The following is a 26,847-nucleotide window of genomic DNA, read 5'->3' on the forward strand; positions in this document are numbered from 1 at the left end:
CGCCGTTCAGCGAAGGGCCGCGGCGACCCGAGGTGCAAGGGCCCGCAGGGCATGACCGCGGTGCGAGATCCGGTCCTTCTCGCCCGGATCCAGCTCCGCCGTCGTGAGCCCGGCGTCCGTGTGCTCGTCGGCGACGAACACCACGTCGTACCCGAAGCCACCGCCACCCCGGACCCCACGGATGATCCGGCCGGACATCCGGCCGTGCTCGACGACCTCGACGCCCCCGGCCCCCACGAACGCGACCGCACACTCGAACCACGCGCTGCGCCGGCCGTCCGGCACGTCGCCGAGCTGGGCCAGCAGCAGGTCGTTGTTGCGCTCGTCCGACTTGGGTGGCCCCGCCCAGCGCGCCGACAGCACGCCGGGCATCCCGTTCAGCGCCTGCACGCACAGCCCGCTGTCATCGGCGATGGTGGGCAGCCCCGTCGCAGCGAAACCGGCCCGCGCCTTGAGCAGGGCGTTGCCCTCGAAGGTCGGCTGGTCCTCGATCGGTTCGTCATAGTCGGTGACGTCGCCGAGCCCCAACACCTCGACGCCGGGGATGTGCTCGGCCAGGATGCGCTGCATCTCGACCACCTTCTTGGCGTTGCGCGAGGCGAGGAACACCTGCGTCGTCGCTGGGGACATCGCGGCCTCCGTCATCGCGACAGAGCCTCCTGCTGCATCCTGGTCAGGTCGGCACATCCCTTGGCCGCCAGGTCGAGGAGTGCGTCGAGCTCGGCGCGGTCGAAGGCGGCACCCTCGGCCGTGCCCTGGACCTCGACGAAGGAACCGGTGCCGGTCATCACGACATTCATGTCGGTCTCGGCGCGCACGTCCTCCTCGTAGGGCAGGTCGAGGCGCGGCGCTCCGTCGATGATCCCCACGCTGACGGCCGCCACCGAGCCGGTGAGCGGCTCGCCCTTGAGCGCGCCGTTGGCGCGGAGGTGGGCAACGGCGTCGGCGAGCGCGACGTAGGCCCCCGTGATCGCCGCCGTCCGGGTCCCGCCGTCGGCCTGCAGCACGTCGCAGTCCAGGACGATCGTGTTCTCGCCGAGCGCTTCGTAGTCGATGATCGCGCGCAGCGAGCGGCCGATCAGGCGGGAGATTTCGTGGGTCCGGCCGCCGATCCTGCCCTTGACCGACTCGCGGTCCGAGCGGGTGTTCGTCGAGGCCGGGAGCATCGCGTATTCGGCCGTCACCCAGCCGAGTCCGGAGCCCTTGCGCCAGCGCGGGACACCTTCGGTGGCGGACGCGGCGCACAGCACCTTGGTGCCGCCGAACTCGACGAGCACCGAGCCGGCCGCGTGGTCGAGCCAGTTGCGGGTGATGGTGATGGGGCGGAGCTGGTCGTCGCTGCGACCGTCGGCGCGGACAGGTGCGGGCTGGTTCGTCATGTCCGGAACCCTAGTGAAAGGCGCACCGGGTCCGGTCATTCTCGCGGATGACCGGACCCGGTGCTTGCTGGCTCTCTCCCCCGCGGGGGCCAGCTTGGGTGAGCTACTTGAGCTCGGCGCGCAGGATGCGCCGGAGCCCGATGCCCATGGGCAGCACCACCCAGATGACCAGGGTGCTGAGGATCGGCCCCACTCCCAGGTCGGGGGTGCCGCTGGGCACCTCGGGCATCTCGCCGCGGAAGGCCCCGACTGCGTAGCTCAGGTCGATCCACGGCACGACGTCCGGACCCCAGCTGAGGAGGAAGTAGACCGCCCCGTAGACGATGTTGGGCAGGATCAGCGCGACGAGGTAGTAGACGACGATGCTGCCGGGCGTGTTGAGGATGGCCATGGCCAGGCCGAACGCCATCAGGAAGTAGACCATCTGCAAGTAGAAGGTCCAGGCGAGATCCGTGCCGTCGACGCTCCACGAGACATCCACGCCCGTCACTGCCAGAGCGGCGTGACCGGCGACCGCGATGACCGCGGCGAGCACCAAGGTGATCAGCGCCAGGAGCGTGACCGCCACCAGCTTGGACAGGATCACGCGGATTCGGTGCGGCTCGAGGGCGAAGGTGACCAGGCCCGTTCGCTGGCTCCATTCCTGGGTCACCGACATGATCGCGAGCGTGGGGACCAGCATCGTGGTCAGGAAGGTCAGCATTCCCTGCCAGTCGGACAGCGTCATCGAGAACTGCTCGTCGAAGAGCGAGATGATGACCACGATGCCGGCCGCCACGACCAGGACGCCGAGCGTGATCCCGAGCAGCCACCGACCCGCCCGCGTGTCCGTCATCTTGCGGAGCTCGACGGACACCAGGCGCCCGAACGGCACCTGCTGGGTCGAGGACACGTCGATGCTCGGGACCCGGTCCAGGGCAGGGTCGACGACCCCATTGACAGCGGTGTTCACAGCAGGGGCGGTCATACCGCGACTCCTTCGGGAGTGACGCTCTCGCGCTGGGTGTCAGCGGTGAGCTCGAGGAACAGGTTTTCCAGCCCGCCCTCGGCGGGCCGCAGGTCGGTCAGGACGAGCTGCTTGGCTGCCGCCACCTTGCCGACGGCCACCGGGTCGGCCTCCACGCGAAGGCCCTCTCCGGCCGGGGAGATGTCCAACCCGGCCGCCGACAGTGCGGTCGACAGGGACGGGATGTCGAGCGCCATCACGTGCGTGGCGCCGCCCGCGCGCCCGGCGAGCAGCTGCTGCTTGGTGCCGCTGGCCACGATCTTGCCGCGCCCGATGAGGATCATCTCGTCCGCGATGAGCTCGACCTCGTTGAGCAGGTGACTGGACAGGAGCACGGTGCCTCCGCGCTCGGAGTAGTCCTTGAGCAGCCCGCGCATCCAGCGGATGCCCGCCGGGTCGAGGCCGTTGGCCGGCTCGTCCAGGATCAGCACCGAGGGGTCGCCCAGCAGGGCGTGGGCGATGCCGAGGCGCTGACGCATCCCGAGCGAGTAGTTGCGGAGGCGACGCTTCGACTCGACGTCGGAGAGGCTCACGAGCTCGAGCATCTCGTCGACCCTCGAGGCCGGCAGGCCCATCAGCTTGGCGCCGAGGGCGAGGATCTCGCGACCGGTCCGGCCGGCGTGCTGCGCGGACGCATCGAGCAGGACCCCCACGTGGCGTCCCGGGTTGGGGATGTCGCGGTAGTGGTGACCCCCGATCGTCACCTCGCCCGCGTCGGCGGGGGTCAGCCCGGTCATCACGCGCATCGTCGTGGTCTTGCCCGCACCGTTGGGGCCCAGGAAGCCGGTGACGCGACCGGGGCGACACGTGAAGGTCACGTCGTCGACGGCCGTGAAGTCGCCATACCTCTTTGTCAGTGACATCACTCGAATCATGTGGACAGGCTCTCGCGGAACGGCCCCGCGCCACATCAGCCGCAGGGCTCGACCCTGGCTGGGCCGAGCCCTACCAAAGTAGGGGTGTCGGCGCGGCGGCTGCGCGCGCCTAGCCTTGCCTCATGCAGGGCCGAATCGATCACCCGAGTGCGGCGGAGACGCGGCCTGAGGTGACTCGTCTCGGGCAGGCCTGGCGTTTCGTCGTCTGCCTGCTCATCGGGGTTGCGGCCTGGTCCCAGGCGGCGGAGCGCGAGTGGGCCGAGCAACCCACGATGTTCTGGTTCGAGATCGTGCTGGGAGTGATCGCGTTCGTCCTGGTGGTCTTCCGGCGCCGGGCTCCCCTCGCGATCGCGGCCGCCACCGCGTGCCTCAGCACCTTCTCGGGTCTGGCGGCAGGGCCGGCCACGCTCGCAGCGGTCTCGGTGGCGACCATGCGGCGCCCGCTGCCGATCGTCGGCATCGGACTGCTCAACCTCGTGTGCGCCCTGGGCTACATCTTCTACGCGCCGGTGGAGCAGGTCATGCCCCTCTGGGTCTCGGTGGTGATCACCCTGACCGTCAACACCGCGATGATGGGCTGGGGGATGTACATCGGCTCACGCCGCGAGCTGATCTGGACACTGCGGCAGCGCGCAGCCCGGGCCGAGGAGGAGCAGGAGCTGCGCGTGGCACAGGGACGCAGCCAGGAGCGCGAGCGGATCGCCCGCGAGATGCACGACGTCCTGGCCCACCGGATCACCCAGATCTCCATGCAGGCAGGGGCCCTGGCGTTCCGCGAGGACCTGCCGACCGGGCAGCTCCGAGAGGGTCTCGGGGAGATCCAGGGCAAGGCCAGGGAGGCGATCAACGAGCTGCGTGGCGTGCTCGGCGTGCTCCGTGACCACACCGGGGAGCTCATCGACGGACCCCAACCGACCTACTACAACATCGGGAGCCTGGTCGCGGAGGCACGCGCCCACGGGGTGAACGTCGAGCTCCACGACCGGGTCGACCGGTCGGTCACAGCCGTCCCCGACCCCGTCGGCCGGGCGATCTACCGGATCATCCAGGAAGGCCTCACCAACTCCGTCAAGCACGCCCCCGGGGCGCACGTCAGCATCGAGATCAGCGGATCACCCCAGGAAGGCATCTCGGTGACGATCTCCAACCCCCTGGGTTTCTCCGGCGGTACGCCGGACGGTACCGGCCTGGGGCTCGTCGGCCTGGTCGAGCGGGCCGAGCTGCGCGGCGGCACCCTGGTGCACGGACAGGTTGGGTCCACGTTCGTCCTTCGCGCGTCGATACCGTGGGCGGCATGACGACGACCGCGCCCTCCCGGCCCATCCGGGTCCTGATCGTCGACGACGACGCGCTGGTTCGCTCAGCCCTTGGCCTGATGCTGGGGGGACAGAGCGACCTGGTGCTGGTCGGCGAGGCCGGCGACGGTGCCGAGGCGCTGAGCGTCGCCAAGCGCGAGCGCCCCGACGTGGTGCTGATGGACATCCGGATGCCCGTCATGAACGGGCTCGAGGCGACCAAGGCGATGCTGCTCCTCCCCCGGGCGCCGTCGGTGATCGTGATGACGACGTTCAACGGCGACGACTACGTCGTGGAGGCGGTCGCCGCCGGTGCCGACGGGTTCCTGGTGAAGGACACCCCTGCCCTGGAGATCATCCAGGCCATCCGGAAGGTCGCTGACGGCGAAGCCATGCTGTCGCCCTCGGTCACCCGTGCGGTGCTCGAGCAGATGAGGCAGACCCAGGTCCCGGACCGGGCGGCCCACGCCGAGGGCAGGTTGGCGATCCTGACGCGGCGCGAGCGAGAGGTCGCGATCTGCGTGGGCCGAGGGCTGAGCAACGCCGACATCGCAGGCGAGCTCTTCCTGTCCGTCCCGACCGTGAAGGCGCACGTCTCGCGGCTCTTCGACAAGCTCGAGACCACCAACCGGGTCCAGATCGCGATGGTCGTGCACGACGCCGGTCTTGTCTGAGGGCGCCGACTGTTCGCGCTGACTGTTCACGCTGACTGTTCACCACGGTATGTCGCTCAATGGGCACTTCCCATGGTCAATTGACCTTGGGAAGTGCCCGTTCGCCTACATCCCATGGTGAACAGTCACCAAGCGGGTCCCCTCAGAGGTCGATGACCATGCCCGCGACCGCGATGTCGAGGGGTCCGTCCCACGTGGTGCGCGCTTCGGCGTACGCCGTCTGCGGGTCGTGCCACGGCGGGACGTGGGTGAGGACCAGGCGCCCCACCGCCGCTGCGAGGGCGGTCGTGCCGCACTCGGAGCCGGTCATGTGCAGGTCCGGCGGGTTGACGTCCGCGTCCCGGAAGGAGGCCTCGCACAGCAGGACGGCGGCGCCGGCGGCGAAGACGGTGAGCTCCTCGCACGGTCCGGTGTCGCCGCTGTAGACGAGCGAGAGGCCGCCGACGGTGACGCTGATGGCGAAGGCGTCGACGGGATGCACCACCGGCATCGTGCGGACCAGGAACGGTCCGATCTGCACCGGGTCACCGTGGGCGCGGAAGTCGAACTCCTCGGTCATCCCGGGGTCCAACGGCAGGTCGTAGGCACGGGCCATCCGGCCGGGGGTGTCCTCGGGGCCCCAGACGGGAATGCGTGGCTGAGGGCCTGTCGGGTGGTACTTGCGCATCACGTAGTAGCCGCACATGTCGAGGCAGTGGTCGGCGTGCAGGTGGCTCAGGAAGACCGCGTCGATGGTCAGGGGGTCGGCATACCGGTGCAGGTGCCCGATCGCCCCGTTGCCGAGGTCGAGCAGGATCCGGTAGGTGCGTCCGTCCTCGTCCGCCTCGATCAGGTAGCAGCTGGCGGGCGACTCCGGGCCCGGGTAGGAGCCCGAGCAGCCGACGACCGTGACCCTGGCGCTCACGACAGTCCCCCGACGAACTGCGAGGCGCCGAGGAGCTCAGCGCCCAGGAAGCGCCGGCCGATGGTCTCGAACTCGTCCGGGCTGCCCGTGGTGGCGAAGGAGTACGCCGCAGCGCCGCCCTCGCGCATGAGGTCGGTGCGCACCAGCATCTTGTAGACGTCCTTGGCGCACTCCTCGGCAGAGCTGACCAGCGTCACTTCGTCGCCCATGACCAGGGAGATCACCCCGGTCAGCAGCGGGTAGTGCGTGCAGCCCAGCACCAAGGTGTCGACGCCCGCGTCGACCAGCGGCTGGAGGTACTCCCCCGCGACGTCGATGAGCTCGTTGCCGCCGGTGACGCCCTGCTCCACGAAGTCGACGAAGCGTGGGCAGGCGCGGGTGAGCAGCTCGACGTGCGGGGCGGCCGCGAAGGCGTCGTCGTACGCCATCGACTCGGCCGTGGCGCGCGTGCAGATCACCCCGATCCGCCCGTTGCGGGTGGCGGCGACGGCGCGTCTCGTGGCGGGCAGGATCACCTCGATGACGGGCACGTCGTAGCGCTCGCGGGCATCGCGCAGCATCGCGGCGCTGGCCGAGTTGCAGGCGATGACCAAGGCCTTCACGCCCTCCGCGTAGAGGTGGTCGAGGCACTCGAGGGCGTACTCACGCACCTCGCTGATCGGCTTGGCGCCGTACGGCTGGCGGGCTGTGTCACCGACGTAGCGGATCGACTCGTGCGGCAGCTGGTCGATGACCGACCGCGCGACCGTGAGACCACCGAAGCCGGAGTCGAAGATCCCGACCGGGGCTTCGCGGGTGGAGGAGGGCACGACCGCAAGGCTAGGCGGTCCGGCCCTCCAGCGGCACCGCGCCGGGGCGTATGTCGGGTCACACCCGGCGGCGGCCACCCCTCGGGAGCGCTTCGCCATCTACCCTGAGTCCATGTCCCGCCTCGGAGTCGCCCTGTCCGTCCTGACCCTTGCCCTGTCCGGGGGTGCGGCCTACGCGGCGACCGGCGAAGCACCCGACGCGGTGTCACAGCCGGGGTCGCAGCCCGCGTCGGAGCGTCGCCTCGAGACCGTCGGTCCCATCGACACGGTCGTCGCGATCTCGATCGACGGGCTCAACCCGAAGGCGATCACGAAGCTGGGCAAGCAGCGCGCCCCGGTGTTGAACAAGCTGATCCGCCAGGGCGCGACGACGCTCAACGCACGCACCGCCATGGAGCTCACCGACACCCTTCCCAACCACACCAGCATGGTCACCGGCCGCCGGATCGAGGCCGCCACGGGCGGTCACGGCGTGACCTGGAACGACGACCGCCCCCTGCCCGCCACCGTCCAGGATGCAGCCGGGCACGACGTGTCGTCGGTGTTCAACGTCGTCCACGACGCCGGTGGCAGCACCGCCTTGTTCGCGAGCAAGACGAAGTTCTCGCTCTGGGACCGGTCCTGGCCCGACGCCATCGACACCGACCTGATCGTCGAGCCCAACCGTCCCCTGGTGCGGGCGTTCGTCACTGATCTCACGAGCCAGACGCGCAGCTTCCGCTTCCTGCACCTGTCCGCACCGGACGCGACGGGACACGCGCGTGGCTTCATGAGCCCGGCCTACCTCGACGCGGTGGCCGCCACCGACCGACTGGTGGGCAAGGTGATGAAGACGATCGCTGTCACACCCGCGCTCACGGGGCACACCGCCATCATCCTGACCGCGGACCACGGGGGCCAGGGGGCCAGCCACCGCACCCCCGACAAGCTGGCCAACTACAAGGTGCCGTTCATGGTCTGGGGGCCTGACGTGGCCGCCGGCGCGGACCTCTACGCCATCAACCCTGACTACACGAACCCGAAGCTGGCGCGCACGACGTACGCCGATGCGCCGATCCGCAACGGAGACGTGGCCAACCTCGCGCTCGACCTGCTCGAGCTGCCGGCCGCCCCCGACAGCGAGCTCAACGCGGACCAGGACCTCTACTGGGTCGTGTTCACCACTCAGCGGGACGCGGCCACGGGTTGAACCGGCAGCCGTCGAGCCCCTTGGACTGCTGCATCATCACGGGAGCCAGCTGACCCGCACCCGGGCAGCCGCGGTGACCGTGGCCGAGCCAGTGGCCGGTCTCGTGGTTGACCACGAGGTGCCGGTAGTTCCGCAAGCCGGCCCGCGCCCGGTTCCACGCGGGTGACGCGAACTTCCAGCGGTCCTGGTTGATGACCACGAAGCGACCCACCCGGCACGACCAGAAGGTCGAGCACTCGGCGCCGAAGCTCGGCAGCGTCGACGCTTCCGCGAGCACCAGGGTGAAGTCGCCGCCGCGTGGAACCTGCCGGAAGGCGATGCCCCCTGCTCGCCAGCCGCGCGCGTCGGCGTACGTCTCCTGCGCCTGGCGCTTGAAGGCCGCCAGGCTGGTGGTGACCCGGCCCCGGGTGGCGACCGAGTAGGTCACCTGTCGGCGCACCGGGGTGCGGTAGTCCACCTCGGTCGTGGGCTCGGACACCGCACTCGTCCACGCGTAGCCCTCGGCTCGGACCCGGACCTCCACGCTGACCCGGGTGGCGACGTCGAGCGCGGTGAGGCGGTAGGTCCGGCCCCGGGCGCCCTTGATCGGCTCGGCGTCGCGCAGCCAGCGGTAGCGGGTTTCCGCGCGCTGCGGCGTCCAGCGTCCCGGGTGTGCGCGCAGGACCTGTCCCTCCTTCGGCGTGCCGCTGATCGCCGGCGCCTCGACGTTCGTCAGCGGCGGGAGGTCCGCGACTGCCGGGGACCGGCCACCGAGCACCGTTGCGCCGAGCAGCAGGGCGAGGAGGACGAAGGCCAGACGCGTGAGCACCCGGCCAGACTAGGCGAGCGCTACGCCCAGAGCTGGCCGTCGAGCCGGTCCTCGGCCTCGTCGACCGTGCCCTCGTAGGCGCCGGTCGAGAGGTACTTCCAGCCCCCGTCGCAGACGACGAACGCGATGTCGGCGCGCTCGCCTGCTTTGACCGCCTTCGCTGCCTGGCCGAGCGCTGCGTGCAGGATCGCGCCGGTCGAGATGCCGGCGAAGATGCCCTCGAGCTCGAGCAGCTCGCGGACACGGCGTACGGCGTCGCGCGGGCCCACCGAGAAGCGGGAGTCGATCAGCGTGGCGTCGTACAGCTCGGGCACAAAACCCTCGTCCAGGTTGCGCAGGCCGTAGACGAGCTCGCCGTAGCGGGGCTCGGCCGCGACGATCCGCACGTCGGGCTTGGTCTTGCGGAAGAAGCGCGAGACGCCCATCAGCGTGCCGGTGGTGCCGAGACCGGCGACGAAGTGGGTGATCTCCGGCAGGTCGGCCAGCAGCTCCGGACCAGTGCCCTGCTCGTGCGCGAGGGCGTTGGCGTCATTGCCGTATTGATAGAGCATCACCCAGTCGGGGTGCTCGTCAGCCATCTTCTTCGCGACCCGGACCGCTTCGTTCGAGCCGCCCGCGGCGGGCGAGGAGACGATCTCGGCGCCCCACATGCCGAGGAGCTGTCGGCGCTCGGCGGACGTGTTCTCCGGCATCACGCAGACGATGCGATAGCCCTTGAGCTTGGCCGCCATGGCCAGCGAGATGCCGGTGTTGCCGCTGGTCGGCTCGAGGATCGTCGCACCCGGTCGCAGCGTCCCGTCCTTCTCGGCCTGCTCGATCATCGCCAGAGCGGGCCGGTCCTTGATGGAGCCGGTCGGGTTGCGGTCCTCCATCTTGGCCCAGATCCGGACGTCCGGGCTCGGCGACAGCCGCGGCAACCCGATCAGCGGTGTGCCGCCGACCGACTCCAGCAGGCTGTCGAAGCGGGTCATCCGCCAGCAACCGCCGGCAGCACGACGACCTGGTCGCCGTCGGCCAGGCCGGCCTCGAGACCGCCGATGAAGCGGACGTCCTCGTCGTTGATGTAGACGTTGACGAAGCGGCGGAGATCGCCGTTCTCGATCAACCGCCCCTTGATGCCGGGGTGGTTCTGCTCGAGGTCGTCGATCAGCGCCGTCAGCGTGGCCCCATCTGCCTCGACGGCCTTGGCGCCGTCGGTGTAGGTGCGGAGGATGGTCGGGATGCGGACCTCGATGGCCATCAGGGCGAGCTCTCTTCCTGGGTCGTCTGGGGGGGCGTGATCGTGACGTCTTCTTCGCTCACGACACCGTCGATGATTCTGTATGACCTGAACTCCACCGGGCCGCCGTTATTCCCCCCGACCTCGTCGAAGCAGTCGCGAGTGCTGACCAGCACGTAGTGGGCCCCCGGCTCGCTGGCCAGACCGATGTCGGTCCGGCTCGGGTAGGCCTCGGTCGCCGTGTGCGAGTGGTAGATCACCACCGGCTCCTCGTCGCGATCGTCCATCTCCTTGTAGAGGGCGAAGAGGTCGCTCGAGTCGAACTCGTAGAACGTCGGCGAGCCGGCCGCGTTGACCATCTCGATGAACCGTTCGGGTCGGTCGCTGCTCTCGGGCCCGGCGACGACGCCGCATGCTTCGTCCGGGTGGTCGCGCAGGGCGTGGGCGACGATCGCGTCGTGGATCTCCTGGCCGATGGTCAACACCGTTCCAGCCTAGGCACGTGGTCAGCTTGACGGCACCGCGTCTCACCACATATATCTTGACGTCAAGATATTGCTAGCCGTGGGAGACCGATGACGACCAATGCGGTGCAGCCGCTGACCCGCTGGGGCGTGCCGCTCGAGCCCACGCTGCGGACGATGGCGCTGGGGCAGTTCGCCAACCGCTTCGCCGCCGGAGCGCTGATGACGACCAGCGCCCTCTACTTCACCCGGCAGCAGGGCTTCACGGCGACCGAGGTCGGCCTCGCGCTCTCCGTCTCCGCCTTCGTCGGCCTGCTGGTCACCGTCCCCGCAGGGCACCTCGCGGACACCCGCGGCCCGACCCGCGTGCTGACCTGGCTCATGCTCGGCGCAGCCCTGACCGCGTGGCCACCGGCGTTCGCGCCCACCCCGGTGGCCCTGGCCGTGCTGCTGTCCGTGCAGTCCGTCTTCCTCAGCGGCTCCGGGGCCGTCTACCACGGCGTCATCGCCCAGCTGGCCACCGGCGGACGCGGCGTGCAGTTCAAGGCCTACCTCCGCGCGGTGACCAACACCGCCATCGGACTGGGCTCGATGGTGGGCGGGCTGGCCCTGCTCGTGGACGAGGACTGGGCCTACATCTCGGTCTTCTTCGCCCAGGCGGTGCTCACGGGTTTCGCCGCCTGGAACACCACCCGGCTCCCGCGCCTGCCCGCGTACGCGCGAGCGGAGGGCGAGCCGCGCCTTGCGGTGCTGCGGGATCGCCCGTACGCCGTCCTGATGGGTCTGCACACGCTGTTCGTGACCCACTTCTTCATCATCGAGATCGGGCTGGTGTTGTTCATCGCCGAGCGCACGACGGCACCCACCGTCCTGGTGTCCGCGACGCTCGTGCTCAACACGGTGCTGGTGGCCCTGCTCCAGGTGCGGCTCACCCGGCACATCGAGACGGTGGTGGACGGCTCCCGCGCGCTCGTGCTGGGCGGGTGGCTCGTGGCCGGCGGCTTCGTGCTGATCGGCTTCGCGGAGGACCTCGACGTGTGGGCGGCATGCGCCCTGCTGCTCCTCGGGACCGTCGTGCACGTCTTCGGCGAGATCGTCGGCTCTGGTGGGCAGTGGAGCCACCAGATGGGGCTGGCGCCGCACGAGCGCCAGGGGCAGTACCAAGGGTTCGCCTCGCTGAGCTTCGGTGCCGCGCGCGTCATCGGACCCCCCGTGGCGGCCTTCTTCTGCGTCGGCCTGGGGCGCACCGGCTGGATCGCGCTGGCGGTGGCGATGGTGGTCATCTCCTACGCCATGGCGCCAGTCGCCCGGTGGGCCCTGGCGACCCGCGCCGACTACGGCGTCACCACCCACTCCGGGTGAGGCGCAACACCCAGACGCCGCTCAGACGCGGATCGCGGCCGGGATCCCGTCGCTGAAGGTCTCGGGCTCGGCGGGGAACGACTCACTGTCGCCGCAGTCGTGCCGAGCCGCGGTCCACGCGGACGCGCAGGCGTCGAGGAGGTCGTCCTCGGCGAACCCGGAGCCCCGGAACCAGGCTGGAGCGGTCAGCCCCTGGGAGCGCAGGGCGTCCCGCCGAGCCTGGACACCCGCGGAGTCCTTCTTCGACACCAGCAGCGGCGAACCAGCCATCCGGGCGAAGCTGAGCTCGGGATGCACCTCGATCACCTCGGTGCCGGGAGCCGACCGGACCCAGTCGTCGACCTCGAGGATCTTGCGTCGCAAGGCGTAGGCCTGGGCGCTGGCACTCGCGTCTCCACCTGTCGCTGCCAGGTTGGCCGCTCGCGCCTCCTCGTAGCTCTCGGCACGGTATGCCGAACGCGTGAGCGTCGGGAACACCGACGACCCCTTCCCGACGAGCTCGCGGCGCGCCTCGGCGTCGGCACGTCGACCGCCGCTGTCGGGCAGCCCGATGGGGATGTCGATCGCCACGACCGCTGGAGCCGCTGACTCGCGGACCAGCGCCATCAACGTGGTGATCGAGTCCGCGACGTGGACCGTCGGCCGACCCTCGGGTCCGACGAGCACGCCGACCCAGCCGGCCGTACAGGCGTCGACGCCCAGGACCGGGCGGTCGGGACGGAAGGTCTCGGGTCGCGGCGGCACCGGGGTGGACCCCGGCGGTCGGACGAACCGCGCCTCCCGCTCCTTCGACAACCCCGCATCGATTCGGCTTGCCATGTGCTCCGACATCGGCGGCAGGTCGTCGATCGGCCACCACCGCACCTCGGTGGACTCGTCGTCGGCGACGTACGCCTCCCCGCTCAGCCAGGTGCAGGCGAAGGTCAGGTCGAGGAAGGCGGCCCGGTCACCGTTGTCGAAGGTGAACTCCGGCAGGACCGTGGTCGCAGCGAGACGGTCGACGCTGATCACCACGCCGGTCTCCTCCAGCGCCTCGCGGGCCGCCGTGGTAGCCGGCTCCTCCTCCGGGTCGACGATGCCGGTCACCGGTGTCCAGGCGCCGTTGTCGGAGCGCTTGACCAGGAGCACGTGCCCGTCACCGCGAGTGATCACGGCGGTGACGCCGGGGAGCCAGAGCGGGTGGTGGCCGATCATCTCGCGCATCTCGAGGATGAAGTCGGGGATCGGGTTCACGCGGTCAGTGCCTCCACGATCGTCTCCTGGAGCCACCCGACCCACTCGTAGATGTCGTGCGCCTGAGCCCGCGGGTCGTCGTCGGGCAACGCCAGCCACGTCGCCTCGTCGCCGTCCTCGATGCCGAGCCGGGTGGCGAGGGCGAGCCGGATGTCGGTGAAGGAGCGCATCCACGTCTCCGCGGTCGGCTCGTCGAGCTCGACGTCGATCATCAGTCCGTCCTCGGTGAGCTCGGGCGGCAGCCCGGCCTCCTCGAGGCAGTCGATGATCATGCAGGCGGCAGCGGCCTTGCCGTCGCGCAGCGTGCCCTCGGTGAAGCGGCGGAACTCGGCGGCGGCCTCAGGGTCCTCCGGGTAGGCCGTCGGGAACAGCCGTTGGAGCACCGGGTCCTCGGGTTCGCTGGTCGGCCCGGAGAAGTCCATCATCGCCTCGAACGGGTCGCGAGCGTCGTCCGGCACGGCCGCCTCGTTGCGGAGCAGCTCGACGATCTGGGAGGCCAGCGACCTGAGCAGGTCTGCCTCGAAGCCGGTGAAGTTGGCGATGACCAGGCGAGACTTCCGGTGACGGGTGAAGGCGCCCACGTCAGGTTGCCTTCTCCATCGTCGCCCACAGCCCGTATTCGTGCATGGCCTGCACGTCGCGCTCCATCTCCTCGCGGGTGCCCGTCGAGACCACCGACTTCCCGTCGTTGTGCACCTCGAGCATGAGCTTGTCGGCCTTGGCCTCGCTGTAGCCGAAGTACTTCTGGAAGACGTAGCTGACGTAGGACATCAGGTTGACCGGGTCGTTCCACACGATCGTCACCCACGGCTTGGCGAGGAAGGTGATCTCGTCCGGGGAGAGCGTCGGATCGAGCTCGACGGGGCTTGCGGCGGACATCGCGCCATCGTGACACACGAGAAGGGCGCTGCCTCACCGCCCTCGCCCGGGACGCGCCGGTCAGGGCCAGGTGGTGGCGTGCCGGTCGAAGTCCGCGCGATCGGTCCAGACGGGCACCACGCAGAACACCAGCCCACCGGGATCGGCCATCACGACCCAGCCGTCGGCACGCTCGCTGACCGTGGCTCCCAGGCCCTCGAGTCGCGCGACCTCGGCCGCCACGTCGTCGGCCTCCAGGTCCAGGTGGATGCGCGGCGGCGTACCGCTCCCGGTCTTCTGCAGCTCGAGCGCGACGTTGCCGGGCAGGCGGGCCAGGGACTCGTACGGCGGCTCAGGGTCGGTCTGGCGCTGTGCCCCCTGCGCCGCCGCCCAGAAGGTCGCCGCGGCGTCGTAGGACTGCTCCGGGTGGTCGATCAGCACGACTGCGATCCGTGACCTGTGCATGCTCAGCACCACTTCTTGGCGAGTGTCGTGACGACGTTGTAGTTGCGGTTGGTGGCGACGCCGACCAGCTTCTCCACGCGGAGCGGGTCGACGCCGCCAGCTTCATAGCTCGGTCCCAGCAGCAGGTGACAGGCACGGCCGCGTACGACGGCGTGGTTCTCGTCGGTGGACAGCGCCTCGATGCCTGCGGCGTCTGCCGCGGGCTCCTTGAGCAGGAGGACGTAGTGCCGCGCGAGCTCGCGTCGTGCCGTGAGCTCCTCAGCATCCTTGCCGATCTGCGCGAAGTCGGCCTGGGTGAAGGCGATCGTGGGCACCTCGAAGCCCGCGGCGTCGAGGAAGGCGGCCTCCAGCGCAGCCTCCACCTTGGCTCGGGAGCGGAGCGACGAGGTCACGCGGACGTTGCCGGTGTTGATGTAGGTCTCGACGTCGGTGAAGCCGGCGCTCTCGCAGGCGCCCCTGATCGCGTCCTTGGGGAACTTGCGCTTCGCTCCGAGGTTGATGGCACGCAGGAAGGCGAGGTACGTCGGCATGTCGCCTAGACCTCTGCTGGGCACGGTGCCGTGGGCGCGCCGCCGACCTGGAACACCGTGCCCGGTGGTGGCTCCTCGAGAGGAGAGTCGTCACTCGACGGCGTCATGATCACCTCAACCGCCGGACTCCCGAGCCTGTGGGAGTCCTCGACGAGAGGGATGAACCCGAGGTGCACGGTGTAGGCGATCGCCGAGTCGGACCGCGTCGCGACGTGCACTTCCGACTCGCTGGTCTCGGACCGGTTCGACAGCGTCCTGACGAGCCCACGAGGAAAGGCATCCAACGCATCCGAGCCCGTGAACATGGTGGTGACGCTGCTGACCGCTGCCCTGACCACCCGGACGCGCGTCAGCGGATAGGTCGGGTCCAGCTGCGCGGGCAGGGGCTTGAGCCACCGGGGAGTGTCCGTCACGTCTACCCAGCAGCCCGTCGCCGGTCCGGCCGTCAACCGACGCAGGACCTGGTCGCCCCACACGAGGAAGCTCATGTCCACCGGGTTCGTGGCGACGGTGACCGTGACCTCGCTCCCTTGCCCTCGAACAAGACGCCCGGTCACCGCCATCACTTCGTCGTCCAGCGATCCGTCGTCGTAGGTGACCGAGCTCCACTCGATCACCTCTGCCTCGATCAGGGGTTCGGCGTAGGACGCAAACTGCTCGTCCTCGTCGAGGACCTCCGTCACAGGGGAGCTCGGCGCCGGCACGGACTTCTCGCTCTCCTGGGTCGTGCAACCCGTCAACGTCACGGCCCACGCCACGACGACCAGGGCAAGCCGGAACCACGCCATCTTCATCCCCCCTTGTGACCCACGAGCAACCGACCCTAGTCGCCCAGCCCTCCGAGGCGGTGTCGGTGTCGGACCGCCGCCCCGACCTTCGGCTCAGCCCAACCATCCCTGGGCCGCGCCGGTGATCTCGCTCGTGAGGTCGGCCATCAGCGGCGACTCCAGGCGCCAGTGCTGCCAGAACAGCGGGACCTCGGTCCGGCGGCCCGGCACCAACTCCACCAGGCGGCCCGCGTCGACGTCCGCGCGGACCTGGGTCTCGGGGATCATCCCCCACCCCATTCCTCGTCGTACGGCGTTGTCGAAGTCGCCGACCGACGGGATCCAGGTGACCGGCGGCGTGAGGTGGCGGCGGGTGACCTTGCGCAAGAAGTCGTGCTGCAGGGTGTCGTTGCGGTCGAAGGCGACCATCGGCGCCCGCGCCAGAGCAGTCGTCAGTGGCCCGTCGGGCAGATGAGCGTGCATCCACTCCGACGAGGCGACCGCGCGGTAGCGCATGATGCCGAGCTTGACGACGCGGCACCCGGGCACTGGCCGGGGATCCGAGGTCACCGCGGCCATCACGTCGCCCCGTCGCAGCCGCTCGGTGGTGCGCGACTGGTCCTCCCGGACGATCTCGAAGGTGACCCGGTGACTGGCCTGCACCGCAACGAGGGCGTCGATCAGCCAGGTGTAGAGCGCGTCCGCGTTCACCGCGATGGGCACGGAGACGAAGGGGGTCTCGTCATCGTGCTGTTCCCCCTCGAGCAGCTCCGACACCGCCTCCCGCTCGAGCAGCTCTGTCTGGGCGGCCAGCCGGACAAGCACCTGGCCGGCCTCGGTCGCCTCCAGCGGCTTGACCCGATGGACCAGAACCCGACCGACGTAGGTCTCCAAGGCCTTGATCCGCTGGCTCACCGCGGAGGGCGTGACGTGCAGCTCTCGGGCCGTGGCCTCGAAGGTCCCGAGCCGCACAGCGGTGGCCAAGGTGCGCAGAGCGACGGGGTCGATCTGAGTGACGTCTTTCATAGTAAGAGAGTCTAATGATTGTTGAAAATACTTCGCTGGATTGAAGGCTATGTCTCACCTACTGTTCTATACATGTTGAACATCTTCTTCACCGGTGTCCTCACCGGCTTTGCCCTCATCGTCGCCGTCGGCGCACAGAACGCGTTCGTCCTCCGTCAGAGCATCCGTGGCGAGAAGGTGCTCCCGGTGATCCTGGTGTGCCTGCTCTCGGACATCCTGGCGATCACCGTCGGAGTCGCCGGCCTCGGCGTCGTCATGGAGCGCTGGCCGGCGGTGCTGCCCATCGCCCAGATCGGTGGCGGGCTCTACCTCCTCGCCTTCGGCGTGCAGTCGGCGATGCGTGCCTGGCGCCCGGCCGCGCTCGACGCCGAGGGCGGCACCTCGATGACCACTCGTCGGGCCGTGCTCCTCACGCTCGCGCTGACGTGGCTCAACCCGCACTTCTACCTCGACGCGATCCTCATGCTCGGCACCGTCGCCAACAGCTTCGGCGACCAGCGCTGGTGGTTCTGCGCCGGTGCCATCGTCGCCAGCCTGATCTGGTTCCCCACCCTCGGCTTCGGGGCACGCTTCCTGCGCGGGCTGTTCGCCCGACCGTCGGCCTGGCGGGTCCTGGACTCGGGCATCGCCGTCCTCATGGGCACCCTCGGCGTCGGCCTGATCGTCCACTGAGCGCGCCTCCGCCAACCTGACTGACGTCAGTCAGGCTGGCGCTGCGCCTGACTGACGTCAGTCAGGTTGAGGAAGACAGGAATCCGAACCCGCGCTCCGCCAGCGCGGCGCGCAACCGGTCGATCGCGATCGGACCGACCCCGTGCAGCGCAGCGAGCTCGGCCTCGGTGAGAGCGGCAACCTGCTCGAGCGTGGTGATGCCTGCTGCCCGCAGCGCGCGGGTCGCCGGGGCACCGACCCTGGGCAGCCGCGTCCCAGGTGCTTGCGGAGCACGCTCGCGCGGAGTGGGGAGTCCGGCGTCGACCACCGCCTGTCCGCGCGGCGAGAGGAGGTAGCCGATGTCGAGCGACTCGGTCATGCCCAGCTCCTTGAGCTTGCGGACGTCCTTCTTGAAGTCGGCCGTCTCGCGTCCCACCTGCGCTGCCAGGTCGGGGGCGCGCACGGTCGGGTTGAGGTCGATCAGGTCCAGGGTCGCTCGGGTCCAGGCGCCGTACGCCGATGCCTTGTCCAGCCGGTCGAGGCGGGCGTTGATCGCGGCGATCTCGCCCTCGTCGGGGACCTGTTCGCGGAGCGCCTCTCGAGGGTCCGGGCCGACATGAGCGAGCCCGATGCACCAGACAGGGTCGTCGGGTCGGGCGGCCAGGGCCGCCTTCAATGCCTGCAACGAGGCAGCGCCCGCCCGCTCGGCGTCAGCGGCCGTGAGGCGACCGGCCCGCTCGACCGAGGTGACCTCGACGACGCCCACCGCGGTGCGCATCCGTGTCCCCACCACCACCCGCGGCTTCGCCCACCGACGGAAGGCCAGATCGATCCTGCCGGCCTTGATCGCGGCGAGCTCCGCCGGTCGGATCATCATGAGTCCCAGCGTGCCAGACCGGCGGGGCACGAGGACCCCCCTCGTACGCTCGCCGTATGGGATCCCTACGCACCCGCCTCGGACACGAGCTGTTCACCCGGGTGGCCGGGCCGGACGGCCCGCGGCAGCGCGACCGGATCCACGGCACCCCCGGGCCGCGGCTGTTCGACAACGACTCGGAGATCGTGCGCGTCCATGCCGACGCGTCGATGTTCATCGGCGGCATCCGGGCGATCCTGCTCCAGACCATGCACCCCGCCGCCATGCAGGCCGTCGCCGACCACTCCGGCTTCCGCGGCGACATGTGGGGACGTCTGGCCCGCACGAGCACCTTCCTCGCGGTGACGACCTTCGGCACTGTCGACCACGCCGAGCAGGCGATCGGGGCGGTCCGCCGCATCCACGATCGCGTGACCGGCACGATGCCCGACGGCACGCCCTACGTCGCCTCCGACCCCCACCTGCTGGCGTGGGTGCACGCCGCCGAGGTCGACAGCTTCCTACTCGCGCACCAGACGTATGGCGCCCGGCCGCTCGACGCCGCCGGCTGTGACGCCTACGTCGCTCAGGCCGCGGTCGTCGCCGGCAAGCTCGGCGTCATCGATCCGCCGACCACCGTCGCACAGCTCCATGAGGTGCTCGAGGACTTCCGCCCCGAGCTGGGAGCGACCGACGAGGCGAGGAGTGCGGTCCGGTTCCTGATCCTGCACCCGGACCTGCCCCTGGCTGCCCGGCCGGCCTACGGCGTCCTGATGGCTGCAGGCATCGCGTTGATGCCGCGCTGGACGCGCCTGCCTCTGCGGCTGCCCTGGCTTCCGGTCTCCGAGCGCACGGTCGTCAAGGCGCTGGGGACCCTGGCCACCGGCACCATCCGGTGGGCGATGGCCTCGGGTGTCGAGGACGTCAAGGAGATGCGGGTCGCCGCCGCATCGACCTGACGCGGCGGCGCTGCTTGGGCGTGGATGAGTCCCCGCTTAACCGGGGACTCTGTCGCTTCATGGCCTAGATCTCGGTCAGGAAGTGCAGGAGTCCCCGCTTAGCCGGGGACTCCTCCCGGGGCTCAGAGGTTGCCGCGGAGGTCCTGTTCGCGCTCGATCGCCTCGAAGAGGGCCTTGAAGTTCCCCTTGCCGAACCCCAGCGAGCCGTGGCGCTCGATGAACTCGTAGAAGACCGTCGGCCGGTCGCCCATCGGCTTGGTGAAGATCTGGAGCAGGTAGCCGTCCTCGTCGCGGTCGACGAGGATCTTGCGCTTCTTCAGCTCCTCGATCGGCACCCGCACCTCGCCGATCCGGGCGCGCAGCTCGGGGTCGTCGTAGTAGGAGTCCGGGGTGTCGAGGAACTGGATGCCGTTGTCACGCAGGATGTCGACCGACCGCAGGATGTCGTTGGTCGCCAGCGCGATGTGCTGGCAGCCGGCGCCGTCGTAGAACTCGAGATATTCGTCGATCTGCGACTTCTTCTTCGCGATCGCCGGCTCGTTGAGGGGGAACTTGACGCGGTGGTTGCCGCTCGCGACGACCTTGGACATCAGCGCGGAGTAGTCGGTGGCGATGTCGTCGCCGATGAACTCGGCCATGTTCGTGAAGCCGAGCACCTTGTTGTAGAAGGTCACCCACTCGTCCATCTTGCCGAGCTCCACGTTGCCGACGCAGTGGTCGATGGCCTGGAAGAGCCGCTTGGGGTGCCCCTCGCGGCGGGTGACGGCAGTCTCCCGCGCGACGTAGCCGGGCAGGTAGGGACCGTTGTAGTTGGAGCGGTCGACGAGGGTGTGCCGTGTTTCGCCGTACGTCGCGATCGCGGCCAGCCGCACGGTGCCGTGCTCGTCGGTCTCGTCGTGCGGCTCGACCAGCACCGTCGCACCGGTGGCGCGTGCGTGGGCGATGCACTTGTCGACGTCGGGGACCTCGATGGCCAGGTCGACGACGCCGTCTCCGTGCTTGCGGTGGTGCTCGAGGACAGGGCTGTCGGGGGTGACGCCGCCGGTGAAGACGAATCGGGCCGAGCCGCTGCGCAGCACGTAGGACTTGGACTCGCGGTGACCGGTCTCCGGACCGCGGTAGGCCTCGAGCTCCATGCCGAGGGCGAGCTGGTAGAAGTTCGCGGACTGCGTCGCGTTGCCGACCACGAAGCACACGGCGTCCTGCGCGATCACCGGGAACGGGTCGCTCGACGCGTCGTAGTCCACCAGTCCGACCAGCTGCTGAAGCTGCTCGAGGGTGAGCCCGGCCTGCTGCTCCTCGGTGGTGAGCACTGTCAGCGTGGTGTCCGTCATGGCGCCCACTACAGCAACAAACCCGCAACGTGTGCAACAGTACGCCGAAACACTGGACACTTTGACTGATGGAGCGACGTCAGATGGACCATCTTGACAGCAGATTGATCGACCTCTTCGCCGCCGAGCCGCGCATCGGTGTCCTGGAGGCCAGTCGACGCCTCGGGGTGGCGCGCGGGACCGTGCAGGCACGGCTGGACCGGCTGGCGGCGACCGGCGTGGTCACCGGGTGGGGCCCCGAGCTGTCATCGGAGGCACTGGGCTTCCCGGTGACGGCCTTCCTGACCCTGGAGATCCGCCAGGGGGCGGGCCACGAGGCGGTGGCGGCGTACCTCGCGGACATCCCAGAAGTGCTGGAGGCATACACGATCACCGGCGCAGGCGACATGTGGGCCCGGGTCGTGGCCCGCTCCAACGCCGACCTGCAACGGGTGATTGACCAGGTGCTGGCAGACCCCGGCATCGAACGCTCGACCACGGTGATCGCCCTGGCCGCGCAGATCGTGCACCGGGTGCTACCCCTGGCCCGCGCCGCCGTCGCTCCCGCACAGGAGAAATCCGTACAGCGGGTCGGCCTCGAAGGGCTACCGGTTCCGGTCTGATACGTCCGCGGAGCCCTGACCCCTCGGGTACGGTCGATTCACATGTTCACATCTCGGAAGTTGAAAGGCGGCGCGGTTGTATCAGGCAGTAGGTGACGTCTCGGAAGAGGAACGGCTGGCCAGTCTTCAAGCTTCCGGCCTTCTTGAGCCGTCCGAGACCGACGACTCGTTCGACCGGATCACCCGACTAGCGCGCACCGTGCTGAGGGTGGACGGCGCCATGGTCTCCCTGGTCGACCGGAACCGACAGATGTTCAAGAGCCACGTCGGGCTGTCGGGTCGCATGGCCTCGGAGTCGGGCTCGGACCTCGACCGGTCCTTCTGCAAAGTGGCTGTGGCCTCCGGCAAGCCGTTCCTGATCGAGGATGCGCGGGCAGACCCGCTGGTCCGCAACAGTCCCTTGGTCACCGAGGACGGGATCGAGGCGTATGCCGGTGCACCGTTGAAGATCTCGACCGGGCACATCTTCGGCACCCTGTGTGTCTTCGAGGAAACGCCCCGCCGCTGGTCCGAGGCGGAGGTGGAGATCCTCGAGGACTTCGCCGCGATGACGGTTGCCGAGATCGAATACCGGATGAAGACTCGCGAGGTGGCCGGCCTGGAGGCTCTTGCGCACCGACTGCCAGGCCCTGTGGCCCGCCTCGGTGACGTCGTCCGTAGCACCGCCGCGTTGGTCGACACTCCCGACGACCCGCGCCTGCCGCGGATGGCTGAGCAGGCGAGATACCGGCTCGCCGCGGTGGAGGCATTGACCCAGGACCTTGCGCAGTCCGCAGCCAGCACCCGCACTCGGCGCCCCTCCGGGCCGCTCAGGGTGGACCTGACCGCCCTGGTCCAACGCATCTGTCGCCTCGTGGGTTCAGCGGCTCGTCCCGAGGATCTCGAGGTCCGGACCGGAGACGAACCTGTCTACGTGACCTGGGAAGGACCGGATCTCGGCCAGGGACTGTCCCTCGTGGTCATGGCGGCGCTCCATCACCTCGGCCCCGGGCAGCGGGCGGACGTCAGCCTCACGAGGGAATCCGAGCACGTCCGGGTGTCGGTCACGAGCCCCGGCCGCCTGATGCCGGTGGGCGACCTCCTGCGCGCCTCCGGCGGTTTCGTCACCGACGAGGGAGCCACCTCGAACGTCACGTCCAGACAGCGTCAGACCACGGTCCGCAACGGACCCCTGAGCGCCACCACCTCCGCCTCCGGGAGCAGGTTCGAACTCGTGCTACCGCTCCGGACGCCAGTCAGAACGGCAGGCGCAGGAGGCTCGAGTGGACTGGGTTGACCCGCTGCTGCGAGGGATCGTGGGGCTCATCGCGACGGGCCTCCTGATCATCGGGGCTCGCATTCGCTACCAGCAGAAAGGGACGATCGATGGTCCGCGTGACCTGGGCCTGGACTGATCGTCACACCGCAGTGGCAGTCATGGTGACGACCATCCTGGTGTCGTCGCTGGCCGGCCTCACCGAGCGTCCACCGGTCCCGTTCGCCGTCGCAACCGCCGTTGCGGTCTGTGCGTTGGTCTCGCTGATGGTCGACGGTTTTGGTGGCGCTGTGGTCGGCATCGTCTGTGCCGCCGGCCTCGTGGCCTGGCGACGACTGACCGGGCACTGGGAAGAGCCCGACTTCGTCGCGGCCCTGATCGAGACAGTGGGGATCGTTGCGGCCGGGGTGACCGCGGGGCTGGCCGCCTCCCGCCTCCGCAGCCCATCTGAGACCCACGTGCCGTCCCCGTTCGAGCCCGTCTACGGCTCGCTCGGTTTGTTCGGCCAGGACGCCGCCATGGCTCGACTGACCGAGGAGGTGGAACGCGCGAGGGACAATCGACGACCACTGTGTCTGGTGGTGCTCGGTCTGGACATCACGAACCCTGACCTCCCCAAGGACGGTGCCGCAGCTGCCCTGAGAGCCGCCGCTCGCATCGTCGAGAGCCGGGTCGGCGACGGCGATGTGCCCTTCGCGCTCGCGGTCGATCGGCTCGGTGTGGTCCTGCCCGAGGCCACCTCTGCCAAGGCATGGGACGTCGTCGGAGACATCCTCCATGCCATGGCCGACGCCCGCTTCACGTTCGGCTCCGAGCGAGAGCAACGGCTGATGACCGACGACCTCGACGTCAACGTCGGCCTCGCGCAGTTCGGCCCGTCACTGCCGACCCCGGAGGCACTCATCGATGCCGCCGTGGCTGCGCTCGACGAACCAGCTCACGAGGCGCGGCCCTGATGACGGGCGCCGGCGCCTCGATCGTGTTCCTCGCCGTGGTGGCCCTTGCGGTCTTCGCCTACTGGCGACACTCCATCGTTCGGCACAAGCGCCGCCTCGACCAGCTCGACATCCGCGTCCACGTCAACGGCATTCGCGGCAAGTCGAGCGTCACGCGCCTGGTCGCGGGTGTGCTGCGGGAGGGCGGCTACGTGACGGTGGCCAAGACGACCGGGAGCGCCGCCCGGGTCATCGGCCCCCAGGGCGAGGAGGATCCGATCAAGCGCCGGGGGGCGCCGACCATCAACGAGCAGGTCGACATCGTGCGTCAGCACGTCACTTCCGACGTCGAGGCCCTGATCATCGAGTGCATGGCCGTCCGGCCGCTCTACCAGGCCTACTCCCAGGACTTCATCGTGCGCTCCGACATCACGATCATCACCAACGTCCGCGAGGACCATCAGGAGGAGATGGGCGAGACTCTCGAGGAGATCGCCGACTCGATGTCGGTCACCATCCCTCGAGGCGGCATCCTGATCACGGGCGAGAGCCGTCCGCACCTGCAGGACCGCCTGCGGCGCAACGCCGAGAACCGCCAGTCCGAGTTCATCTACGCCGACCCTCGCCAGGTCGTCGACGAGGACCTCCTCGGCTTCGACTACCTGCAGTTCAAGGACAACGTCGCCATCGGACTCACGGTCGCCAAGCTCTTGAACATCGACCGGCGCACGGCGCTGCGAGGGATGTGGAACTCCGTCCCGGACGTCGGCGTCGTCCGTCTGCTGCACTACGACATCGGTGGCAAGGACGTCCTGTGGGTGCCGATGTTCGCCGCCAACGACCGCGAGAGCGTGATCGTCACCTTCGAGCTGCTCCAGGCCCACTTCCCTCCCGACGCCACCGTCATCGGGATCCTCAACAACCGGCTCGACCGGGGGCGGCGCGCCGAGCTGTTCGCGACGATGGTTCCTCAAGACCTGCGGGACTACCTGCACCATGTCGTGACCTTCGGTGCCTACGAGGAGACCGTGACGCGCGCGATGGTCGAGCACGACTATCCGGCGGAGCGGATCCACAACCTCGGAGAGACGCGCGACCCCTCCCTGGAAGAGATCCTGGAGAAGATCGCCTCCCTGATCGAGGGCCCTCGTGGGGTCCTCGTGGGGATGGTCAACATCCACACCCACCAGGCGGAGATGTTGATGGAGCATTTCGCCGGCATGCGGGGCGGGGAACACGACGACGAACTGGCGGCATCGCGGGACCCCCGCCGCATGCCCCAAGGGACCCGGCGCATGCGGCGGGCCCACGGCGCTCGCGAGAGACCTCCCGCTGATGCATGAGTACTTCTTCCGGCCCGAGGTCGCCCGCGTAGCCCTCGTGATCGGCGTCGTGGTCAGCATCTTGTTCTACGAGCGGGTGCAGCTCACGACCGGCGGTGCCATCGTTCCGGCCTATCTCTCGATGTTCCTGCCTGCCCCGATCTCGATCATCACCACGCTGGTCGTTGCCTACGCGACCTACTACGTGGTGAGCGTGGTGATCGCGAAGCGGCGCATCATCTACGGCCGACGCAAGTTCGAGCTCGAGATCCTGGTGGGTCTCGCCTTCGTCTCCGTCACGACAGTGATCGCCGGCTACCTCAGCGACTGGGATCCCCTGCTTCTCGGTCTCGGCGGCGTCGGCATGCTGATCCCGGGAGTGCTTGCTCACGACATGTTCCGTCAGGGGCCGCGCAAGACGCTGTTGGCAGTGACCGCAACGACATCCATCGTGGCGCTCATCGTCTTCCTCTTCGCCTCCTTGCTGGCCATCTCGCCTGTGGGGACCCAGGCACCCCTGCCACCCTTCGACGAGAACACCGGCTATGCGCGGGAGTTGCTCCTCGTGGGAGCGGTCGCCAGCGTGCTGATGGGTCTGTTCACCTTCGCCCGGTTGGGTCTGCGGTCAGGCGGTTTCATCAGTGGCGCCTACCTGGCCCTTGTCCTGCCGCGTCCCTTGGATCTGCTCTTCGCCGCTGTCGTCGCGTTGGCGGTCTGGCTGACGGTGACCAAGGTGGTGATGCCTCGGTTGATGGTCTTCGGACGGCGCAAGCTCTCCACCATGGTGCTGGTCGGTGCGGTCGTCGCCTGGAGTGCTGAGCTCCTCGTGATCGAAGCCTCAGGCGGGAGGTATGTGCCGTGGAGCGGCTTCACGCTGATGACACTGATGATCCCCGCACTCCTGGCCAACGACGCCCAGCGACAAGGGCTCGAGCGGACCGCATGGGGGGCCGCCATCGCGACCATGGGCGTCTACGGCATGGTCAACCTCGTCGAAGCAGGATTGTTGGCGGTTGGCTGGCTCTAGTGGAGCGGTTCACTAGAGGCGTCGTGCGGCGCGCCAGGCCCGTGCGTAGTGTCCAGTGCCGGTGACGGTCGACCTCCCGCCGACGTCGCCCAAGGTCGGCCCATCGGCCGTCTTGCGGCTGGAGATGAACCGGGCGGAGCCGGTGCTGTCCACACCGAGGTAGAGACCGACGTGGTCCACTGCCGTGCCGTCGTCGGTGCTTGCGTCGAAGAAGAGCAGATCACCGGGTGCCAGGCCCGCGGTCGATGTCGGTTGTGCGCCGGTGCTGGCGACGGTGACCCGACCGGGGGCCGAGGACAACATCTGGTGGGCGCGTCGTGGAAGGCGCACGCCGTCGGGGTCGAGCGTCATCGCCAGGCCACTGCGATATCCCATCACCATGCGGACAAACCCCGAGCAGTCGAGGGATCCCAGCTGGGTGGCCTCAGGAAGGTCGGCCACCGCGTCGTACTCCCACCGAACTCCGAGGTAGTCGTTGAAGTCCGACCCTTCCTGACGGGTGCCATCGGGCTGCAGCGGTCCGTAGGAGGCGTCACCGGAGACCACTCGACCCGCCGCGTCGAGGGTGGTGGGTGCACCGGCGACGTACTGGAGGGACAACGCCAGCACGTCGGGCGAGGAGTCCGCCAGGGCGGCCTCCAACCAGGTTCGATCGACTGTCCCTGTGAACGGGGTCGGCAACAACCGGACGCGCGTCGCACCGGTGACGGTCGCCGATGTGGTGCCCGGTTCGGCCAGGGTCCGGACAGGACCTCGGACGTTGACGGTACGCGCTCCGTTGGTGAAGGTGGCGACCACACCCGAAGCGTCGAGGACCTGGACCCGGGGTGGGGCCTTGAGGGTCTGGAACCGCCAGGCGGGGGATGAAGCGGCCGAGACGGCGGGCAGGGGCGCCCACGTCAAAGCACTGAGGATCAGCGCGAACAACAGCGTTGCGGCGCGACAAGGACGAGCGTCCGGACGGGACATGTGAACCTCGAGATGGGGGGAAGGCTAGGTTTTCACACAGATCCGGCCGGTACAGCCGTTCGGCCCAACTGGCC

At 69.2% G+C, this 26,847-nt stretch carries 31 protein-coding genes; 11 read left to right on the forward strand and 20 right to left on the reverse strand.

Features of this window, described 5'->3' with window-relative positions:
- Positions 1 to 6: 6 nt before the first annotated feature.
- From VNJ48_RS17090 to VNJ48_RS17105, 4 genes are all read right to left on the reverse strand, one after another.
- Positions 7 to 630: a non-canonical purine NTP pyrophosphatase gene (locus VNJ48_RS17090; protein ID WP_325604271.1), complete on the reverse strand. Its 624-nt coding sequence runs from the start codon at positions 628 to 630 to the stop codon at positions 7 to 9.
- 11 nt (positions 631 to 641) lie between these two features.
- Positions 642 to 1,379, reverse strand: coding sequence for a ribonuclease PH (gene rph / locus VNJ48_RS17095; protein ID WP_325604273.1), 738 nt, complete (start codon positions 1,377 to 1,379; stop codon positions 642 to 644).
- Positions 1,380 to 1,482: 103 nt separating this feature from the next.
- Complete coding sequence (locus VNJ48_RS17100; RefSeq protein WP_325604275.1) at positions 1,483 to 2,346, reverse strand: hypothetical protein; 864 nt, start codon at positions 2,344 to 2,346, stop codon at positions 1,483 to 1,485.
- The gene (locus tag VNJ48_RS17105) at positions 2,343 to 3,248 is read right to left on the reverse strand and encodes an ABC transporter ATP-binding protein (RefSeq protein ID WP_325604277.1); all 906 of its coding nucleotides are present in this window, start codon (positions 3,246 to 3,248) and stop codon (positions 2,343 to 2,345) included. Before VNJ48_RS17105 ends, VNJ48_RS17100 begins: the two co-directional genes overlap by 4 nt.
- Before the next feature lie 134 nt (positions 3,249 to 3,382).
- On the opposite strand from VNJ48_RS17105, the gene VNJ48_RS17110 reads away from it, so the two are divergent.
- On the forward strand, positions 3,383 to 4,558 hold the full coding sequence (locus VNJ48_RS17110) for a sensor histidine kinase (protein ID WP_325604279.1): 1,176 nt from the start codon (positions 3,383 to 3,385) through the stop codon (positions 4,556 to 4,558).
- A complete protein-coding gene (locus VNJ48_RS17115; protein WP_325604281.1) occupies positions 4,555 to 5,229 on the forward strand; it encodes a response regulator transcription factor in 675 nt (224 codons plus the stop codon). The genes VNJ48_RS17110 and VNJ48_RS17115 overlap by 4 nt, the downstream gene beginning before the upstream one ends.
- Positions 5,230 to 5,371: 142 nt before the next feature.
- On the opposite strand, the gene VNJ48_RS17120 is transcribed toward VNJ48_RS17115, so the two are convergent.
- Both VNJ48_RS17120 and murI read right to left on the reverse strand, forming a co-directional pair.
- Positions 5,372 to 6,133 carry an MBL fold metallo-hydrolase gene (locus tag VNJ48_RS17120; RefSeq protein ID WP_325604283.1) on the reverse strand — a complete coding sequence of 254 codons (762 nt, stop codon included), beginning with the start codon at positions 6,131 to 6,133 and terminating at the stop codon, positions 5,372 to 5,374.
- Positions 6,130 to 6,942 (reverse strand): glutamate racemase, encoded by an 813-nt coding sequence (gene murI, locus VNJ48_RS17125; RefSeq protein WP_325604285.1) that lies wholly within the window; start codon positions 6,940 to 6,942, stop codon positions 6,130 to 6,132. The genes VNJ48_RS17120 and murI overlap by 4 nt, the downstream gene beginning before the upstream one ends.
- Before the next feature lie 112 nt (positions 6,943 to 7,054).
- Here murI and VNJ48_RS17130 point away from each other — a divergent pair, with 112 nt between their 5' ends.
- The gene (locus tag VNJ48_RS17130; protein WP_325604287.1) at positions 7,055 to 8,131 is read left to right on the forward strand and encodes an alkaline phosphatase family protein; all 1,077 of its coding nucleotides are present in this window, start codon (positions 7,055 to 7,057) and stop codon (positions 8,129 to 8,131) included.
- On the opposite strand, the gene VNJ48_RS17135 is transcribed toward VNJ48_RS17130, so the two are convergent.
- Genes VNJ48_RS17135 through VNJ48_RS17150 form a run of 4 tightly spaced genes read right to left on the reverse strand, consistent with a single transcriptional unit; the run spans position 8,100 to position 10,643 of the window.
- Positions 8,100 to 8,939 carry a DUF3152 domain-containing protein gene (locus VNJ48_RS17135; RefSeq protein WP_325604289.1) on the reverse strand — a complete coding sequence of 280 codons (840 nt, stop codon included), beginning with the start codon at positions 8,937 to 8,939 and terminating at the stop codon, positions 8,100 to 8,102. The genes VNJ48_RS17130 and VNJ48_RS17135 overlap by 32 nt on opposite strands.
- 20 nt (positions 8,940 to 8,959) lie before the next feature.
- The gene (locus tag VNJ48_RS17140) at positions 8,960 to 9,910 is read right to left on the reverse strand and encodes a cysteine synthase (RefSeq protein ID WP_325604291.1); all 951 of its coding nucleotides are present in this window, start codon (positions 9,908 to 9,910) and stop codon (positions 8,960 to 8,962) included.
- Complete coding sequence (locus VNJ48_RS17145; RefSeq protein WP_325604293.1) at positions 9,907 to 10,179, reverse strand: MoaD/ThiS family protein; 273 nt, start codon at positions 10,177 to 10,179, stop codon at positions 9,907 to 9,909. The genes VNJ48_RS17140 and VNJ48_RS17145 overlap by 4 nt, the downstream gene beginning before the upstream one ends.
- Positions 10,179 to 10,643, reverse strand: coding sequence for a M67 family metallopeptidase (locus tag VNJ48_RS17150; protein ID WP_325604294.1), 465 nt, complete (start codon positions 10,641 to 10,643; stop codon positions 10,179 to 10,181). The genes VNJ48_RS17145 and VNJ48_RS17150 overlap by 1 nt, the downstream gene beginning before the upstream one ends.
- 90 nt (positions 10,644 to 10,733) lie before the next feature.
- Between VNJ48_RS17150 and VNJ48_RS17155 the strand changes: the two genes are divergently transcribed.
- Positions 10,734 to 11,984 carry an MFS transporter gene (locus tag VNJ48_RS17155; protein ID WP_325604295.1) on the forward strand — a complete coding sequence of 417 codons (1,251 nt, stop codon included), beginning with the start codon at positions 10,734 to 10,736 and terminating at the stop codon, positions 11,982 to 11,984.
- A gap of 21 nt (positions 11,985 to 12,005) precedes the next feature.
- On the opposite strand, the gene VNJ48_RS17160 is transcribed toward VNJ48_RS17155, so the two are convergent.
- The 7 genes from VNJ48_RS17160 to VNJ48_RS17190 all read right to left on the reverse strand — a co-directional run bounded on the left by VNJ48_RS17160 (position 12,006) and on the right by VNJ48_RS17190 (position 16,863).
- Positions 12,006 to 13,217 (reverse strand): DUF429 domain-containing protein, encoded by a 1,212-nt coding sequence (locus VNJ48_RS17160; RefSeq protein ID WP_325604297.1) that lies wholly within the window; start codon positions 13,215 to 13,217, stop codon positions 12,006 to 12,008.
- The gene (locus VNJ48_RS17165) at positions 13,214 to 13,798 is read right to left on the reverse strand and encodes a DUF2017 domain-containing protein (protein WP_325604299.1); all 585 of its coding nucleotides are present in this window, start codon (positions 13,796 to 13,798) and stop codon (positions 13,214 to 13,216) included. Before VNJ48_RS17165 ends, VNJ48_RS17160 begins: the two co-directional genes overlap by 4 nt.
- Position 13,799: 1 nt before the next feature.
- Positions 13,800 to 14,096: an ATP-dependent Clp protease adapter ClpS gene (gene clpS / locus VNJ48_RS17170; RefSeq protein ID WP_325604301.1), complete on the reverse strand. Its 297-nt coding sequence runs from the start codon at positions 14,094 to 14,096 to the stop codon at positions 13,800 to 13,802.
- Between the two features lie 60 nt (positions 14,097 to 14,156).
- A complete protein-coding gene (locus tag VNJ48_RS17175; RefSeq protein ID WP_325604303.1) occupies positions 14,157 to 14,540 on the reverse strand; it encodes a VOC family protein in 384 nt (127 codons plus the stop codon).
- Positions 14,541 to 14,542: 2 nt separating this feature from the next.
- Positions 14,543 to 15,070 (reverse strand): DUF1697 domain-containing protein, encoded by a 528-nt coding sequence (locus VNJ48_RS17180; protein ID WP_325604305.1) that lies wholly within the window; start codon positions 15,068 to 15,070, stop codon positions 14,543 to 14,545.
- Positions 15,071 to 15,075: 5 nt separating this feature from the next.
- Complete coding sequence (locus VNJ48_RS17185; protein WP_325604307.1) at positions 15,076 to 15,858, reverse strand: hypothetical protein; 783 nt, start codon at positions 15,856 to 15,858, stop codon at positions 15,076 to 15,078.
- Positions 15,859 to 15,951: 93 nt separating this feature from the next.
- Complete coding sequence (locus VNJ48_RS17190) at positions 15,952 to 16,863, reverse strand: LysR family transcriptional regulator ArgP (protein ID WP_325604309.1); 912 nt, start codon at positions 16,861 to 16,863, stop codon at positions 15,952 to 15,954.
- Between the two features lie 72 nt (positions 16,864 to 16,935).
- Here VNJ48_RS17190 and VNJ48_RS17195 point away from each other — a divergent pair, with 72 nt between their 5' ends.
- Positions 16,936 to 17,535: a LysE/ArgO family amino acid transporter gene (locus tag VNJ48_RS17195; RefSeq protein ID WP_325604311.1), complete on the forward strand. Its 600-nt coding sequence runs from the start codon at positions 16,936 to 16,938 to the stop codon at positions 17,533 to 17,535.
- A gap of 61 nt (positions 17,536 to 17,596) precedes the next feature.
- Here VNJ48_RS17195 and VNJ48_RS17200 read toward each other — a convergent pair whose 3' ends face one another.
- Entirely contained in the window at positions 17,597 to 18,391 is a 795-nt protein-coding gene (locus VNJ48_RS17200) for a helix-hairpin-helix domain-containing protein (RefSeq protein ID WP_325604313.1), read from the reverse strand.
- A gap of 56 nt (positions 18,392 to 18,447) precedes the next feature.
- Between VNJ48_RS17200 and VNJ48_RS17205 the strand changes: the two genes are divergently transcribed.
- The gene (locus VNJ48_RS17205) at positions 18,448 to 19,329 is read left to right on the forward strand and encodes an oxygenase MpaB family protein (RefSeq protein WP_325604315.1); all 882 of its coding nucleotides are present in this window, start codon (positions 18,448 to 18,450) and stop codon (positions 19,327 to 19,329) included.
- A 122-nt stretch (positions 19,330 to 19,451) separates the two neighbouring features.
- Here VNJ48_RS17205 and hppD read toward each other — a convergent pair whose 3' ends face one another.
- Complete coding sequence (hppD, locus tag VNJ48_RS17210) at positions 19,452 to 20,663, reverse strand: 4-hydroxyphenylpyruvate dioxygenase (protein ID WP_325604317.1); 1,212 nt, start codon at positions 20,661 to 20,663, stop codon at positions 19,452 to 19,454.
- Between the two features lie 68 nt (positions 20,664 to 20,731).
- Here hppD and VNJ48_RS17215 point away from each other — a divergent pair, with 68 nt between their 5' ends.
- The 5 genes from VNJ48_RS17215 to VNJ48_RS17235 all read left to right on the forward strand — a co-directional run bounded on the left by VNJ48_RS17215 (position 20,732) and on the right by VNJ48_RS17235 (position 25,804).
- Positions 20,732 to 21,265 carry an Lrp/AsnC family transcriptional regulator gene (locus tag VNJ48_RS17215; protein WP_325604319.1) on the forward strand — a complete coding sequence of 178 codons (534 nt, stop codon included), beginning with the start codon at positions 20,732 to 20,734 and terminating at the stop codon, positions 21,263 to 21,265.
- Positions 21,266 to 21,341: 76 nt separating this feature from the next.
- Positions 21,342 to 22,541: a GAF domain-containing protein gene (locus VNJ48_RS17220; protein WP_325604321.1), complete on the forward strand. Its 1,200-nt coding sequence runs from the start codon at positions 21,342 to 21,344 to the stop codon at positions 22,539 to 22,541.
- Positions 22,542 to 22,630: 89 nt separating this feature from the next.
- On the forward strand, positions 22,631 to 23,476 hold the full coding sequence (locus tag VNJ48_RS17225; RefSeq protein ID WP_325604323.1) for a hypothetical protein: 846 nt from the start codon (positions 22,631 to 22,633) through the stop codon (positions 23,474 to 23,476).
- Complete coding sequence (gene pgsB, locus VNJ48_RS17230; protein WP_325604325.1) at positions 23,476 to 24,798, forward strand: poly-gamma-glutamate synthase PgsB; 1,323 nt, start codon at positions 23,476 to 23,478, stop codon at positions 24,796 to 24,798. The genes VNJ48_RS17225 and pgsB overlap by 1 nt, the downstream gene beginning before the upstream one ends.
- Positions 24,791 to 25,804 (forward strand): poly-gamma-glutamate biosynthesis protein PgsC/CapC, encoded by a 1,014-nt coding sequence (locus tag VNJ48_RS17235; protein ID WP_325604327.1) that lies wholly within the window; start codon positions 24,791 to 24,793, stop codon positions 25,802 to 25,804. Before pgsB ends, VNJ48_RS17235 begins: the two co-directional genes overlap by 8 nt.
- Before the next feature lie 12 nt (positions 25,805 to 25,816).
- On the opposite strand, the gene VNJ48_RS17240 is transcribed toward VNJ48_RS17235, so the two are convergent.
- Positions 25,817 to 26,773, reverse strand: a complete 957-nt coding sequence (locus VNJ48_RS17240) for an NlpC/P60 family protein (RefSeq protein ID WP_325604329.1) — start codon at positions 26,771 to 26,773, stop codon at positions 25,817 to 25,819.
- Positions 26,774 to 26,847 lie beyond the last annotated feature (74 nt).

Origin of the sequence: Nocardioides sp. (assembly GCF_035576065.1) — a bacterium.
Taxonomy (GTDB): domain Bacteria; phylum Actinomycetota; class Actinomycetes; order Propionibacteriales; family Nocardioidaceae; genus Nocardioides.